Below are 16,371 nucleotides of genomic sequence, written 5' to 3' on the forward strand. Positions count from 1 at the left end.
TTTTTCCATCGTTTATGACATCACCAATGACAAGTTGGAAATATATTTATTTCGTGGGGATCGGGGGAATAGGAATGAGCGCATTGGCCCGTTGGTTTAAAGCGAATGGATTCCAGGTTGCAGGATATGATAAAACACTAACTACCCTTGTAAAAACTTTGATTGATGAAGGCATTGAAGTCAACCTTGAAGATGAGGTAACTGCTATACCTGCCGAATTTATTGAAAATCCGGATTTGACATTGATTGTATATACACCGGCAGTACCGGTTCAGCACAAGCAAATGCTTTATTTCAGGGATAATAACTTTTTAATCCTGAAAAGATCACAGGTACTGGGCATGCTGACCAAAAACCTGAGAACGATTGGTGTAGCAGGAACGCATGGGAAAACAACTACATCCTCAATCATAGCCCATATTTTACGTCACGCAGACGTAAACAGCACGGCTTTTTTAGGTGGTATTACGCAAAACTACGGAACAAACCTTTTGCTCAACACGCCCACCGACAATCTGGAAGAAGTGTTATGTGTAGTTGAAGCTGATGAATTTGACAGATCCTTTCTGACACTTTTTCCCGAAATAGCTGTCGTAACTTCTACAGATGCTGATCACCTGGACATTTATCACCAACATGAGGCCATGCTGGATTCTTTCAAAGAATTCGTTAGCCAGATTGATGAAAATGGTGTGTTGTTCATGAAAAATGGATTGGATCTGGCCTCATCAACCAAGGCGAAGGTTTTAACATATTCTCTTTCCGATGGGGATTATTATGCTGATAATATCCGGATAGAAAAAGCAAGATTTGTTTTTGATCTGGTATACCCGGATGGCCGGATTGGAGATGTTGCAATGGTGATACCGGGATATCACAATATAGAAAATTCTCTTGCTGCGGGTGCAGTAGCTTTATACCTGGGAGTTGCTCCTGAAACAATAAAGGAAGCTTTGGAAAATTATCGTGGGGTAAAACGCCGTTTTGAATATCAGATTGAAACCGGTAACAAAGTTTATATCGATGATTACGCACATCATCCTGCCGAAATTGAAGCTTTTTTAACTTCAGTAAGAGCATTGTATCCGGGCAGGCATATAACGGCTATTTTCCAGCCTCATCTTTTTTCAAGAACCAGAGATTTTGCTGATGGTTTTGCTAAAAGCTTATCACTCGCGGACAGACTTCTTTTATTAGAGATATATCCGGCAAGGGAATTACCTATTGAAGGTGTTAACTCCGAAATGCTTTTAGAGAAAGTGAGTATTTTAGATAAAAATCTGATAGCCAAACATGAACTTCTTGAACTTCTACCTATAATTACTACTGATATTGTAGTAACAATTGGAGCGGGTGATATAGATACTTTAATTGGGCCTATCAAAAATGTTTTAGTAAGTTCATTTGCTAATATTTAGCTAAAGCATTTTTAATATTACTAAGATGTTACGTAAATTTGAGTATTCTTGGAAATTTGTTAAACGCAGCTTATGGCTAATCCTTCTTGTTGCAGGAATAGGAATGACAGAAAGCAGGTTAAATATGCAGCGCTGTACCAATCTGGTAATCTCAATTGAGGGTGATTCAGGGGCATATTTTCTTAATCAGACAGATGTTCAGATGCTTTTAACAGAAAATGGAGGAGACCCATTGATGGGAAGCAGATTAGACGAGGTGAATTTAAATGACCTCGAAAACCGCGTAAGAAAGAATAAATTAATAAAAAAATGTCAGGTATTCCGGGATTTGAAAGGTAATGTGGTGGTAGATGTAGAGCAGGAGAGGCCACTTGCCAGATGGATCAACACGTCAGATAACGGAAATTTGCAAAATACCAGTGGGTACTATATTAATAACGAAGGCGTTTTTTTTCCATTATCCGAAACATTTTCAGCACGGGCTTTAATCGTTTCCGGGTCCTATTTTAGAAATGCGGAAAGGCTAAAAACTGAAAAGGGGAAATCTCTAATGGACTTAATACGTTTTCTTAATACAGATTCTTTCTGGAAAGCTCAGGTTGCCCAGCTGGATGCTGATAAAGATGGTGAAATTCACCTGATTACAGTTTTCGGAGACCAGACAATAGAGTTTGGTACGGCAGAGGATTATGAGTCCAAATTTGATAAGCTCCGTTTGTTTTATGAGAAGGTTCTTAGTCAGGATTGGAGCAGATATTCAAAAATAAGTATTAAGTTTCAAGATCAAATAGTTTGTGAATAACATTCACCATCAGCATGGCACAAGATAAAATAGTAGTTGGAGTAGATATTGGAAGTACCAGAATTGCAGTCGTAGCCGCTCACGGAGTTTCGTCAGGGGCACGTCAAAGTAATATTGAAATTTTGGGATTCAGTGAGATTTCTGTGCCAGCAGGAGCGGTTATAAATGGTTCTGTCGAAAATATAAAACAGGTTGGAGCTGCAATTCGTGAGGCTCTTGCCGAAGCATCTTTGCGTTCCGATCTTGATATAGGTGTAGTTAATGTAAGTTTTAGCGGGCTACACGTGCGTGTCAGTTCACAAAGCGATGGTGTAATCAGACCTTCGGCTTCTACTGGTGAAGAAGTTACGCAGAGAGATGTGGATCAATTGGTGGATGATATGTATCGGGCCAAAACAGAACCAAATTATGATGTTTTGCACGTTTTACCAATTGATTTTACGGTTGACAATGCAGTTGGTGTACGCGAGCCTGTTGGCCGTACAGGAATAAAACTTGGCGGAAATTTTCTGATTGTTTCCGCAAATAACCAATCAATTCAGCGCACGAAGAAAAGTTTACTCGAGGCAGATGCCAATTTGAAATTTGATAAACTGATTTATGCACCGCTTGCAACGAGTTTGTCTGTACTAACGGATAATGAGATCAAAGCAGGTATTGCAATGGTTGATATCGGGGATCATACGACTGACCTGGTAATTTATCAGGATCGTATTATCAGGCATATTGCATCTTTTCCTATTGGTGGAAGGCATATTACCAACGATTTGGCAACGGGCTGTGGCATTCAGGTTGAAAATGCAGAGCAATTGAAAAAGGAATACGGAGTAGCAGTTTCCGGAGATATTCCTCTCAACATTGAAATTTTAGTTAATTTCTTGGCAGGCAGGCCTCCAAAACAAGTACTGAAAAAGAATGTTGCGCTTATCATTGAAGAAAGACTTAAAGAAATAGCTGCAATGGTTTATGCAGAGATACTGAAGTCGGGGCATCATGAAAAACTGATTGGAGGTATTGTATTAACCGGCGGCAGTGCGAATATAGATGAAATAGAAGTATTGTTTGAAAGAGTTACCGAAATGTCTGTACGCGTAGGTTTTCCGGAAAATCTGACTCGTACTGTAAAAGCAGATGCAGTGAGCAATTCTACATTTGCAACAGCAATCGGATTGGCATGGGCAGGATTAAAAGATATTGATTCCCGTGTAAAATCTGTATGTAAACCAACCGTAGTTGTGAATCATAATTATCACCAGGAGGTTAAGAAAAAAGAGGAGAGAGAAAAGGAAAAAGAAGAACCTAAAAAAACAGGCCGCTTTTTCTGGGATAATTTTCTAGGAAAAAAGAGGAAAATACTGACGAATACTGATATAAAAAAACTATTTATTAACTCCGGGATTATGAATACTAGTTTGTTACACGCATTAGACCAGGATTATATTGTGAACGAAATAGTGAAGGAACTACCAAATGGCGTAAATCATAGCGAGCCTGCTATTATCAAGGTCATAGGCGTTGGCGGCGGAGGAAGCAATGCAGTTAATTACATGTTTGAGAAAAAAATCAAAGATGTAGAATTTGCAGTTTGTAATACAGATCGCCAGGCACTCGCTAACAGTCCTGTCCCTGTTAAGATCCAGCTGGGTGCTACTTTAACACAGGGACTTGGAGCTGGTACTGACGCATCCAAGGGAAAAGAAGCTGCTCTCGAAACAATTGAAGAGATCAAAGGACTTCTTGGAGGATCAATCCAGATGGTTTTTATAACAGCTGGTATGGGTGGGGGTACAGGAACAGGTGCAGCTCCTGTAATTGCTCAGCTTGCCAAGGAAATGGGGAAACTGACAGTTGCCGTAGTAACAGCTCCTTATACATGGGAGGGCCTTGACAAAAAGGAACAGGCTTTGGAAGGAATTGAACAGCTCAAAGAATTTAGCGATACTGTACTTGTTGTATTAAACGACAAGCTGGAGGAGCTTTATGAAGATATGACACTTACCCAGGCTTTCGCGGAAGCTGATGGGATTTTGCTGAATGCTGTTAAAAGTATATCCGAAATTATCACTACCAATGGTAATATCAATACGGATTTTAAAGATGTAGAAAAAGTACTTAAGGGTGCTGGTCAGTCAGTAATGGGAACTGCAGAAGCAACCGGAGCTGACCGTGCTCAGCTGGCAATTAAGGAAGCTCTTGATTCTCCATTGCTGAATGACAGAGATATAAGAGGTGCCAAGCGCATCCTTGTGACACTGGCCACAAGCAAGAAGAAAGAAGCAACAATGAAAGAGCAAAGCAGAATCTGGCAGTTTGTTCTTTCACAGGTAGGCGGAGAAGCCCGCATGTTCAAGTTAGGAACAATTACGGATGATTCTCTGGGAGATAAGCTTCGTGTAACAATTGTAGCGGCTGGTTTTGACAGTATAGAATCTCCGATTCCGGGAATGGAGCTTAAAAACAGTTTGAAAATTAAACCTCTAATTGCTCCCGAATCAGAAACAATTATCCATTTAAATAATGAAATTCCTTCTGAAAGATTTGTTCTGACCGGAGAATTGGCTGAAAATACCAATACGAGCACAGTTGATATTATCTTAGATAACGATGTTATATCCGACGTCAAAAATTTTCATAGTGTTTCTATCATTGATCCACATGACAGCGAAGATTTTTCAAATGAAGAATCTGAGAAGCTTCAGGCAATGATCAAAGTCTTTCAGGATGGATTGATTAAATATTCAGATCTTGAAGGCCCGGCATATCGCAGGAGCAGGATTGATTTGTGGAGACGTCCGGCGATTCCGGCAAATGAAATGGAGCAGCATTGGTTAAAATAGAAAAAGGAGCTTTATAGCTCCTTTTTCTATTTTAAGAAAGCGAATTTTCAAAAACGAATAATCTGTTCTGCCTGCATTTCCAATAATTCCTTATAGAGTGCATTTGAAATAATTTTGTCTTGATAATGTGAGCGTATCTGGGCCAGTTTAACCCTGAGTGCTAACGTATTCATGCCTAAATAACTGAACACATCATTAAGATGGCTTAAAGCCAGGGCTGCTCCCTGCATATTAGATGACAAACCTACCAGCGCAGCTTTTTTATTGGAAAAACTATTGGGATAGGGCAGTCCGTCTATAAAAGCTTTTAGAACTCCCGGATAAGAGCCATTATATTCTGGAACTATAAAAACAAATTTGTCCGTTTTTTCCAGCAATGCTTTCAGGTTATTGAATGCTTCATTTTTTCCTGAATTTTCATACATCGCAGAAACGGTAAAGTCATGAGGCAAATTAACAAGATCCAATATAATACTGGGAGCATCGAACTGACTGAGAATGTCCTGATAGTATTCAGCTATTTTTCGTGACATTGAATCCGGCCTGTTTGTGCCAACAATAATCACTATGGGTGAAGTAGATGTACTCATTAGAAAAGCGGTTTTAAAACCGCAGTATTACGGTCAGTGTCAGATTGATAATGTATAAAAGAAAACAATTTTCAGTCAAATATGTTCAGTGCTCTATTCCTGATTCATATGTAGAAGCTTCCTAATTAAATGCAATACTAGTTCACTCTTTCATTATACCCAACATTTATTGTTATATTTGACCCCTTAATTCATCATGAAAATAGGATAAAGAACTTATTTACAGTCCTTTATTTAAGGCGTTAACCCACATAATAATATGTCTTGGTTTATTCGGAAAGAAAAAGGTATTAATACACCCACCGAAATGAAGCGTGAAGCTCCGGATGGTTTATGGTATCAATGTCCTAATTGTAAAAAAATCACACCTACCCGTGAGCACAAGCTGAATGCTTATACTTGTCCGCATTGCAATTACCATGAAAAGGTAGGTTCCGATATATACTTCGAGCTTTTATTTGATCAAAACGAATTTACGGAATTGGATGCAAATCTTACTTCCGGCGACCCATTGCACTTTGTTGATACCAAAGCGTATCCTGACCGGGTAAAAGCAACTATTGAGAAAACCGGATTGAAAGATGCAGTTCGTACAGGTTACGGTAAAATGAACGATCTGGACGTTGTAATTGCCTGTATGGATTTTAATTTCATTGGTGGTTCAATGGGATCAGTTGTTGGAGAGAAAATTGCCCGTGCCATTAATTATGCGCTCAAAAAGAAATTGCCGTTTTTGATGATTTCCAAATCGGGTGGTGCAAGAATGATGGAAGCTGGTTTTTCATTAATGCAAATGGCAAAAACTTCTGCGCGGCTCGCTTTACTATCAGAAGCGAAACTACCATACATTTCCTTACTTACAGATCCAACCACTGGTGGTGTAACAGCTTCCTATGCCATGCTTGGAGATTTCAATATTTCTGAGCCGGAAGCGTTAATTGGATTTGCCGGTCCGCGTGTAATCCGTGAAACCATAGGAAAAGATCTTCCCAAAGGATTTCAAAGTGCAGAGTTTGTACTGGAACATGGCTTTCTTGATTTCATTGTTGATCGTAAAGATTTAAAAGATAAGCTGACTAGCCTGCTAACTATGCTGAGTTGATATGCGTTTGATTTCCCATCCTGTGCTTTGTAATTACTATGTGACCTATCGCTGCAATGCATCATGTAGTTTTTGTGACATATGGGAAAAGCCTTCTCCTTACATAACAGTTGAAAATTTAAGGGAAAACCTTAGGGATTTAAAACGCTTAGGTGTTAAAGTCATTGATTTCACGGGCGGCGAACCTTTGCTGCACAGGCAACTGGATGTTCTGCTTCGTGAAGCCAAAGATTTTGGAATGATTACCACAGTAACTAGCAACGGTTTATTGTATCCTAAATATGCTGAACGTTTGCATGGATTGATTGATATGCTTCATTTTTCACTGGATTCACCGGATCGGGATGAGCATGATAAATCAAGGAATGTAAAATGTTTCGATAAGGTTATGGAGTCGATCCGGATTGCAAAAAGCCTGGGTGAACGTCCTGATATTATTTTTACCGTTTTTGAAGAAAATGTACATCAGATCAGGCAGCTTTGGGAAGAAGTTTGTTTGCCTAATGATCTGATATTGATTTTAAATCCTGTATTTGAATACAACGGTATTGGTGGTAATCTTTCGGCTGATGCTTTAAAAGAAATGCTTTGGTGGGGAAAACAGAAGAACGTTTATCTCAATGAAGCATTTATTCAACTCCGGCTCGACGGTGGCAATCATGTTGAGGACTCGGTTTGCAAAGCAGCAAGCACGACCCTGGTTATTTCTCCTGAGAATAAACTAATCCTGCCCTGTTATCATTTAGGCCTGAAAGATTTTCCAATTGAGGGCAATCTGTATGATCTGTATCAATCGGAAGAAGTTCAGAACCTTGTCGCGTTGGAAGGAAAACTACCTGCTTGTGAAGGCTGTGCAATAAATTGTTACATGCAACCCTCTTTCGCGGTTGAGATGAACAGATATTGGTGGAAAGCATTGCCAAGTACATTGAAATATAACAGGATCAAAGGTACCTGGAAGCAAATGGTGAAGTTTTAAGATGAATTAAGGGCAATCTGTTTTTCTTCGTGTATCTGTTATTTCCCTTATCTTCCATCCGGTTGTTGTTTCTATCATAGTAAATACATTCACCCCGCAATGTGAAAATGTTTCGCCTCGGTAAAATTTGTAAGGAGCCCATACAATTGCCATAGGTCCGTCCACACTGATTTTTACGTTATAGATTCTTTCATCCCATATTTCATTGTGAGGAGTACCTACTGCCTTAATAAATCCGTCTGCATTACCGTCTGACCTTACTGTTACAGAATCCCTGGAATTTTTAGAAATGGTAGAAAAGGCATTATCATTCATAAATACACTTCTTATCATGGCTGAATCCCCTGCTTTCATCCCATCAAAGAGTTTGTCAACAACAGCACGAATTTTACTGTCCTGTTTTTGCGCCAGTAATGTCTGGTGAGATAAATTAAATATAAGAGTTAATACAAGAATGGTAAAAAAATGGTTTGCCGGGACTTTGCTCATTAATTGGTATAGTTTTAGCTAAATGATTTAATTTTACACTTCTTTTTGTAATCAAAAGAATATAATGTCTGAAAAATTAGTAAAAAAAGTAGATATAAGGAATAGAAAGGCATCTTTCGAATATTATTTTGTTGAAGAATTTACCGCGGGAATGGCTCTGACAGGAACTGAAATTAAATCTATCCGACAGGGTAAGGTCAATTTCCAGGATGCATATTGCCTTTTTATGGATGGAGAGCTATATGTTCGCAGTCTTCATATTTCACCGTATACAGAAGGTACACATTATAATCATGACCCAATGCGTGACCGGAAACTACTGGTTACCAAGCGGGAGATGAAAAAATTAACTGAAAACCTGAAAGACCAGGGATTGACCATCATACCTGTCCGGCTTTTTACCAGTGAGCGTGGTTTGGCAAAATTACATATAGCATTGGCAAAAGGTAAAAAGCTATATGATAAACGGGAAACCATCAAGGAAAGGGACGTTAAACGCGAAATGGATCGTACCAATTAATAATTCTAAAAATTAAGGCGGGCTAAAAACACTTATACGCTTGCCAGAGATATAGTATTAGTTACCAGAAGTGATTTTTTTTACAATATTTGAATTTTCACCTACGTTTTTTTACGTAATAATTCATATATTGTCAGAATCAATTACCTCAAAGGCTCATGGGTAAAGTACTGGTTCTTAATCAAGATTATAGCGCATTAAGTGTTTGCACAGTTCCAAAGGCGTTTTTATTAGTTTACATGAATAAGGCCGAAATGCTGGCCGAATCCCCCAGCAACTTTCTCCGGACAGTAAGTAATGCATATCCGTCGCCTGTAGTTATTCGCCTGAATCATTACATCCACCTTCCATACCGCGGCGTTGTAATGACCCGCCACAATATCTTTAAAAGGGATGGTAACCGCTGCCAGTACTGCGGAACGCACGATCATCTTACCCTGGATCATGTAATACCAAAATCTCGTGGCGGTAAAACGAATTGGGATAATCTTGCCACAGCATGTAAGAGATGTAATTCCAGAAAAGGAGATCATACTCCGGAAGAGGCAAATATGCCTTTGCGCCAACGGCCTTTTCGTCCTTCCTTCCTGATGTTTATTCGTGATTTTTCCGGCCTGGCCGATGAAGAATGGCTTCCTTATTTAGGAGTAAAAGAGAGAAACCGCTAAATATTGATTGTAACTGAAAGATATTTTCAACCCGCTGATTCAATTATGTTCAGCGGGTTTTTGTTTTTTAATTAATATCTACTGATACACTGGATTTTAATTAATAGAAATTGTACCTTTGCGCTCTGTTTTTTTAAAATATTCAATTTCACAAATTTTCATCTGTTTAGCTCGGCAGCTGATGTAAGTACAAGAGCAATAGGTCCTATTTATGTCTAAGGAAAAACAAAATCAACCACTTCCTGATTTCGATTGGGATAAAGCAGAAGACAAAGGTTTCGGAACGGGCTATTCTGCCGCTGAACGTAATCGTTTTGAACAAATGTATGATACTACAATTTCTCCTGTTCAGGAAAAAGAAGTAGTAAAAGGAGTAGTAGTAGGTATTACTGATCGTGAAGTGATTCTTAACATTGGTTTCAAATCTGATGGTATAGTTTCATCTAATGAATTCCGCGACCTTCCCGGTATGAAAATTGGGGATACAGTGGAAGTATATGTAGAAAACCAGGAGGACGCCCAAGGTCAGCTTGTATTATCCCGTAAAAAAGCAAAAGTAATTACTGCCTGGGATAACATTCAGAAATCGTTTGATGAAGACGTGGTTATTGATGCCAACGTTAAAAGAAGAACGAAAGGTGGTCTTATTGTAGATATATTTGGTATCGAAGCTTTCTTGCCAGGCTCACAAATTGATGTGAAGCCAATTCGTGATTTCGACATTTTTGTTGGAAAACGTATGGAAGTGAAAGTTGTGAAAATCAATTACGCTAATGATAACGTAGTTGTATCACATAAAATACTAATCGAGAAAGATCTTGAAGCACAACGTCAGCAAATACTGAACAACCTTGAAAAAGGACAGGTACTTGAAGGTGTGATCAAAAACATGACCAACTTCGGTGTGTTTATCGATCTTGGTGGTGTTGACGGTCTTTTGCACATTACTGATATTTCATGGGGCCGTATCAACCACCCATCTGACCTTTTATCTTTGGATCAGAAATTAAACGTGGTTGTACTTGACTTTGATGAAGAAAAGAAACGTATTTCTCTTGGTCTGAAACAACTGCAATCTCATCCATGGGATTCTTTGGCTGAAGAAATTCAGGTTGGATCGAAAGTTACAGGACGTATTGTTAATGTTGCTGATTACGGCGCATTCCTTGAAATCAAACCAGGCGTTGAAGGTTTGATCCACGTATCTGAAATGTCATGGTCTCAGCATCTGCGCAATCCTCAGGAATTCATGAACGTAAATGACGAGATCAATGCAGTTGTATTGACTCTTGACCGTCAGGAACGCAAAATGTCTTTGGGTATCAAACAACTTACTGAAGATCCTTGGACTCAAGGTTCATTGAAAGATAAGTATGCAATTGGTACACGCCATAAAGGTGTTGTTCGTAACCTTACCAACTTTGGTTTATTTATTGAGCTGGAAGAAGGTATAGACGGACTGGTACACGTTTCTGACTTATCATGGACTAAGAAAATCAAACATCCTTCTGACTTCGTTAAGGTAAATGACGAACTTGAAGTTGTAGTTCTTGAATTGGATGCGGATAACCGTCGTCTTGCTTTGGGCCACAAACAACTTGAAGAAAACCCTTGGGATACATTTGAAACCATCTTTGCAGTTGGATCTGTTCACAAATCTACAATCGTTGCAAAAGGTGACAAATTCGCAACACTTGAATTACCTTATGGTATTGAAGGTATTGCAGCAGTTAAAAACCTTACAAAAGAAGACGGTACTTTCGTTGAAGTTGGAGAAAGCCTTGACTTTACTGTATTGGAATTCCTTAAGGATGAGAAGAAAATAGTTCTTACACATTCCAAGGTGAAAGTACCTGCTCCGGTTGTTGAGGAGAAAAAAGAGGAAAGACCAGCTAAGGCTGCTAGTTCTCAGTCTGCTCCTGCTAAGGGATCTTCAAATAATGAGTCATCAACCAAAGAAGGCGAAAAGTCTACTTTTGGTGATTTAAGTGTGCTTTCTGCTTTGAAAGAACAATTTGAAGAAAACGAAAAGAAGGAAAAAAATAATTAAAAGTAAATAAGAGTGAGGAGTAGAGAATTTTTTAATACTTTTGCACCCGGGTTAGCTATATGCAACTGCTTATAGCTAACCCGAACTTTTGGTTCCGTGGCCGAGTGGCTAGGCAGAGGTCTGCAAAACCTCGTACAGCGGTTCGAATCCGCTCGGAACCTCGGATAAATTTCGTCCGGTTTTTTATTCACGGACGGATCTTTTTTGATCTAATACCATTTGAAATGAACCAAAATTTTTGGAGTTTTCAAATGGTATTTTTTTGTTAAATAGTTGAAATTCAGAAAGTCAATCAGCCTGTTAGTACTTTGATTATCCTAGATAAATTAGAAAAATTATAAATAAGGTGTCGTTATAAAATATACCTCAAATACTTTTGTGGATATAAAATCGTGCACTAGTTTTGTCTGTTGAAGAATAATGAATAGTTGATTATGAATATACCATTCCGAGAAGACTCTAAGTTTAGTTCCTTCTTTAATTGCTCAAAAACTTTTGCAGCTCTAATGATTGCCATTATGCTAAGCGTACCAAGCTTGGTGTGGGCTCAGGATAGTACAGCAGTAGCTGGTGCGGCACCGGCAGCAGGCGGGGGCGATGCAGCAAAGGGCGAAACTTTGTTCAAAAATAATTGTGCGCAGTGCCATGCTGTAACTGATGAAAGAATAGTTGGTCCCGGATTAAAAGGAGCAAGTACTCGTCATGATTTTGCCTGGTTATCTAAATGGGTAAAAAATTCTCAGGCTGTAATTGCATCGGGTGATCCTGTTGCTGTAAAATTATACAATGATTATTCGAAAGCGCAAATGACAAGCTTTCCGAATTTATCTGATGACGATATTAAAGGAATTTTTGCTTACGTTGATAAAGCAGGAACGGCAGCAGCGGCTCCTGCAGCAGGCGCGGCAGCACCTGTAGCCGGTGCGACAACTCAGGCTAGCGGCCCGTCAGATCTTTTTTATGATTGTTGTGGTTGCGTTGGTAGTAGTGATGTTATTGGTACTTGCTGTTTTACTTGTTATTGTATCATTGTTATCTAAGGCGGTTTCAGGTACTACGACAGAAGAAGCTGATAAGGTCGATTTCATGACCAGTCTGGGAAATAGATTGAAAGGCATTGCAATGGATCCTTCAATACGTTCTGCTACCATATGGATATTTGTGCTTTTGGTTTTGAAAGCTACTTTGGATGGTGCGTATGGTGTTGGTGTTCAACAGGGATATGCGCCTAAGCAACCAATTTCATTTTCGCACAAACTTCATGCTGGCGAATACAAAATTGATTGTAACTATTGCCATACCGGTGTGAACAGAGGTAAATCTGCACATATTCCTTCTGCAAATATTTGTATGAACTGCCACGGTGTGATTAAAAAAGAATCTCCGGAAATTCAAAAAATATATACTTCAATAGAAAATAATCAGCCTATTGAGTGGGTTCGGGTACATAACCTTCCTGATCTTGCATACTTCAACCATGCTCAGCACGTAAATGTGGGTGGCGTTGAATGTGAAAATTGCCATGGCGATGTTGCAAAAATGGAAGTTATCCAGCAGCGTTCTTCATTAACAATGGGATGGTGTATCGATTGTCACCGTAAGACTGAGGTTAATACAAAGGATAATAAGTATTACGATAAGCTTGTTCAGTTGCACTCATCTGAAAGTAAAGAAGCTTTAAAAGTAGCTGATATTGGCGGGCTGGAATGCTCTAAATGTCACTATTAATCAATAGAATTTAATACCGGAATACAACTCATTTGTATTGAATAGTTTTATGGAAAATACTAGTAAAAGATATTGGAGGGGACTGGAAGAGCTGCGTAACGATGAAAAATTTGTTAAGAGTGCAGGTTCAGAGTTTGCTGATGGACCGACAGAAAGCCAATATGAAAGTTTGGTAGACGGAGTTGGAACGCACCGCCGAGATTTCTTAAAAGTTTTGGGCTTTGGAATGGCGGCTGTTTCACTTGCAGCTTGTGAAGCTCCTGTAAAAAAAGCAATACCTTACGTTAATAAGCCAGAAGGTGAATTTCCTACAATAGCTAACTGGTATGCATCGACTTATTCAGAAGGTGGGGATTATGCCAGTATTCTGGTAAAGACCCGTGAAGGTCGTCCTGTGAAAATTGAAAGTAATGCACTTTCCAAAGTTTCATTCGGCGTTAGTTCGCGTGCCCATGCTTCTCTTTTAGGATTATATGATAATGAAAAATTAAGAGGCCCTAAAAAAGGAGATGATTCCAAAGTTAGCTGGGATACTATTGACAAAGAGATTCTCAGTCAACTTACACAGATTGCTGCAAAAGGTGGAGCGATTCGCATTGTTTCCTCTACAATTTTAAGCCCATCGACAAAGTCAGTTATTGCTGATTTTACTGCAAAATATCCTACAACTGGGTACGTTGTTTACGATGCAAATTCGTCTTCGGCAATTGTTAAAGGAAATGAGCTTTCATTTGGTAAGGCCGTAATTCCTTCGTATGATTTTAGTAAAGCGAAAGTAATAGTTAGTATTGACGCTGATTTTCTTGGTTCATGGTTATCTCCTGATACTTTCTCAGCTCAATTTGCAGAAACTCGTAGATTAGGTAGTGATAAGGATGGTAAGAAAGAAATGTCCCGCCATTATCAGTTTGAGTCGATTCTTTCAGTAACAGGATCAAATGCTGATTACCGTTCAGCTGTTAAGCCTTCACAACTTGGTTTAGTTGTAACATCTTTATATAATAAGGTTGCTGCAAAATTAGGCGGAACTGCTATACCAGCAGCGTCGATAGAAGTTCCTAATCTGGACAAAGCAGCAGCAGAACTTGTTGCGGCAAAAGGACAGGCACTTGTCGTAAGCGGAATAAATGACCCTTCTGTTCAGGTTGTAGTTAATGCCTTAAACAGTTTGTTAGGTAATTATGGATCAACTATAAATCTGGACAAGGCTGTTAATTTCCGTCTTGGGAATGACATAGCAATGAACCAGTTTATTGATGAAGTAAAAGGCGGAAAAGTTGATGCTGTTATATTATTTGGAGCGAATCCGGTATATGACCATCCTCGTGGTGCAGAATTGGAAGCTTCTTTGCCAAAAGTTTCACTGAGCATTTCATTTAACGATCGTGCAGACGAAACATCTTCATTATTCAAATATATTTGTCCTGCACCGCATTATTTGGAATCCTGGAATGATGCTGAGCCAGTTTCTGGTTCATACAGTTTGACACAGCCTGCTATTAGTTTGATTTTCAATACACGTCAGGCACAAGCCAGTTTGTTGAAATGGGCCGGTCTGCCCTCTGACTTTCACGAATATTTAAAAGCATATTGGAGAAAGAATATTTACACTCAGGGAGGTACAGGAAATTTTGAAAATTTCTGGATAAAATCTCTTCATGATGGTATTTATGATACGACTTCAACAACTGGTAATTCAGCAATAAGTTTTGCCGGAAATTTAAGTGCGGCAGCTGCCGGAATATCAAAAAAATATAAAGCCTCTTCTTCTGATATCGAACTTACGCTGTTTGAAAATATTGGAATTGGTAACGGAGCCCTGGCAAATAATCCCTGGTTGCAGGAATTGCCTGATCCGGTAACAAAAGCGTGCTGGGATAATCACGCACTTATATCTCAAAAAACTGCGGCTGAATTAGGTTTCGCTCAGGGGGATATGGTTAAAATAGAGATTAAAGGAAAATCTGTTGAGGTTCCTGTTTTAATTCAGCCGGGACAGGCTAATGGAACTGTTGCAGTTGCTATTGGTTTTGGCCGTGTAAAAGCGGGCAAATCTGCGAATAATGTGGGTAAAAATGTTTATCCTCTTGCTATCTTCTCAGAAGGGTTTCTTTCTTTAACTCCTGGCGTAGCATCAGTTGCTAAAACGGGTGAAACAAGGGAAATAGCGCAAACGCAGACTCACAATACAGTGATGAACCGTAAATCTGTGCTTCAGGAAACAGTTCTGGCACATTTCCAGAAAGATCCTTTGGCAGGCCGTTTTATTCCGAAAATACATACATCAGAAGGTGAAGTAGATGCAACAGACCTTTCACTTTGGAATGGTCATAAATATAAAAACCACTCATGGGGAATGGTCATTGACCTGAACACATGTTTTGGATGTGGCTCATGCGTGATAAGCTGCCAGTCTGAAAATAATATACCTGTTGTCGGGCGTCAGGAAGTAATTAACAGTCGCGAAATGCACTGGTTGCGTATTGACCGCTATTACAGCAGTGATGCCGATGTTGAAGATCTCAGAGGATTGGAAATTGCTTCTGAAAATCCAGAAGTTACTTTTCAGCCAATGTTATGCCAGCATTGTAATAATGCTCCCTGCGAAACAGTTTGTCCGGTATTGGCAACTACCCATAGTTCTGAAGGGTTAAACCAAATGACTTATAACCGTTGCGTTGGTACGAGGTATTGTGCAAATAACTGTCCATACAAAGTACGTCGTTTCAACTGGTTCAAATATTTTGACAATGATAATTTTGATTATAACTTTAATAATGATCTTGGTAAAATGGTCATTAATCCTGACGTAACAGTACGTTCCAGAGGAGTTATTGAGAAATGTTCAATGTGTGTCCATAGAATTCAGGATGCCAAATTAACAGCTAAAAAAGAGAGAAGACGTGTTGTTGATGGTGACGTAAGCGTAGCTTGTGCTTCTTCATGCCCAACTAACGCTATTACTTTTGGAGATATGAATGACCCTGAAAGTAAAATTTCAAAGTTATTGGAAATAGAGAAAGAGGGACGTGCCTTCCATATGCTGGAAGAAATTAATGTTCGGCCTCAGATATCTTACTTAACAAAAGTGAGAAACAAAGATGCTGGAACAAAAATTGAAGCTAAAAAGGAACACGCTTAGTCTTCCCCGGAATTTGTATTAAAGATTAAATCATTATAAATTAGAG

The 16,371-nt window shown here is 39.1% G+C and carries 11 protein-coding genes, 1 tRNA gene and 2 pseudogenes; 12 read left to right on the plus strand and 2 right to left on the minus strand.

Features of this window, described 5'->3' with window-relative positions; genetic code table 11:
* Nucleotides 1-26: 26 nt before the first annotated feature.
* The 4 genes and pseudogenes from murC to ftsZ all read left to right on the plus strand — a co-directional run bounded on the left by murC (nucleotide 27) and on the right by ftsZ (nucleotide 5,057).
* A complete protein-coding gene (gene murC / locus KZC02_RS17365; protein ID WP_221389868.1) occupies nucleotides 27-1,418 on the plus strand; it encodes a UDP-N-acetylmuramate--L-alanine ligase in 1,392 nt (463 codons plus the stop codon).
* A 25-nt stretch (nucleotides 1,419-1,443) separates the two neighbouring features.
* Nucleotides 1,444-2,220 carry a cell division protein FtsQ/DivIB gene (locus KZC02_RS17370; protein WP_221389869.1) on the plus strand — a complete coding sequence of 259 codons (777 nt, stop codon included), beginning with the start codon at nucleotides 1,444-1,446 and terminating at the stop codon, nucleotides 2,218-2,220.
* Nucleotides 2,221-2,234: 14 nt separating this feature from the next.
* Nucleotides 2,235-3,380 (plus strand): annotated as a pseudogene (gene ftsA / locus KZC02_RS33360) (cell division protein FtsA); the annotation flags it as partial.
* 240 nt (nucleotides 3,381-3,620) lie between these two features.
* Nucleotides 3,621-5,057, plus strand: coding sequence for a cell division protein FtsZ (gene ftsZ, locus KZC02_RS33365; protein ID WP_221395093.1), 1,437 nt, complete (start codon nucleotides 3,621-3,623; stop codon nucleotides 5,055-5,057).
* Between the two features lie 47 nt (nucleotides 5,058-5,104).
* Here the strand turns inward: ftsZ and KZC02_RS17385 are convergent, their stop codons facing one another.
* Entirely contained in the window at nucleotides 5,105-5,647 is a 543-nt protein-coding gene (locus KZC02_RS17385) for an NADPH-dependent FMN reductase (RefSeq protein WP_221389870.1), read from the minus strand.
* 259 nt (nucleotides 5,648-5,906) lie between these two features.
* Here KZC02_RS17385 and accD point away from each other — a divergent pair, with 259 nt between their 5' ends.
* Nucleotides 5,907-6,749: an acetyl-CoA carboxylase, carboxyltransferase subunit beta gene (gene accD, locus KZC02_RS17390; protein WP_221389871.1), complete on the plus strand. Its 843-nt coding sequence runs from the start codon at nucleotides 5,907-5,909 to the stop codon at nucleotides 6,747-6,749.
* Nucleotide 6,750: 1 nt separating this feature from the next.
* Complete coding sequence (locus tag KZC02_RS17395; RefSeq protein WP_221389872.1) at nucleotides 6,751-7,728, plus strand: radical SAM protein; 978 nt, start codon at nucleotides 6,751-6,753, stop codon at nucleotides 7,726-7,728.
* Nucleotides 7,729-7,734: 6 nt separating this feature from the next.
* Here the strand turns inward: KZC02_RS17395 and KZC02_RS17400 are convergent, their stop codons facing one another.
* Nucleotides 7,735-8,217, minus strand: coding sequence for a nuclear transport factor 2 family protein (locus KZC02_RS17400; protein ID WP_221389873.1), 483 nt, complete (start codon nucleotides 8,215-8,217; stop codon nucleotides 7,735-7,737).
* A 64-nt stretch (nucleotides 8,218-8,281) separates the two neighbouring features.
* Between KZC02_RS17400 and smpB the strand changes: the two genes are divergently transcribed.
* The 6 genes and pseudogenes from smpB to KZC02_RS17430 all read left to right on the plus strand — a co-directional run bounded on the left by smpB (nucleotide 8,282) and on the right by KZC02_RS17430 (nucleotide 16,325).
* Nucleotides 8,282-8,737 (plus strand): SsrA-binding protein SmpB, encoded by a 456-nt coding sequence (gene smpB, locus KZC02_RS17405; RefSeq protein WP_221389874.1) that lies wholly within the window; start codon nucleotides 8,282-8,284, stop codon nucleotides 8,735-8,737.
* Between the two features lie 158 nt (nucleotides 8,738-8,895).
* Complete coding sequence (locus tag KZC02_RS17410; RefSeq protein WP_221389875.1) at nucleotides 8,896-9,405, plus strand: HNH endonuclease; 510 nt, start codon at nucleotides 8,896-8,898, stop codon at nucleotides 9,403-9,405.
* Nucleotides 9,406-9,616: 211 nt separating this feature from the next.
* On the plus strand, nucleotides 9,617-11,455 hold the full coding sequence (gene rpsA / locus KZC02_RS17415) for a 30S ribosomal protein S1 (RefSeq protein WP_221389876.1): 1,839 nt from the start codon (nucleotides 9,617-9,619) through the stop codon (nucleotides 11,453-11,455).
* 90 nt (nucleotides 11,456-11,545) lie between these two features.
* A tRNA-Cys gene (locus KZC02_RS17420) sits at nucleotides 11,546-11,616 on the plus strand.
* 345 nt (nucleotides 11,617-11,961) lie between these two features.
* Nucleotides 11,962-13,183 (plus strand): annotated as a pseudogene (locus tag KZC02_RS17425) (c-type cytochrome).
* A gap of 49 nt (nucleotides 13,184-13,232) precedes the next feature.
* Nucleotides 13,233-16,325, plus strand: a complete 3,093-nt coding sequence (locus KZC02_RS17430) for a TAT-variant-translocated molybdopterin oxidoreductase (RefSeq protein ID WP_221389877.1) — start codon at nucleotides 13,233-13,235, stop codon at nucleotides 16,323-16,325.
* Nucleotides 16,326-16,371 lie beyond the last annotated feature (46 nt).

The organism is Dyadobacter sp. NIV53, assembly GCF_019711195.1.
Classification (GTDB): Bacteria; Bacteroidota; Bacteroidia; order Cytophagales; family Spirosomataceae; genus Dyadobacter.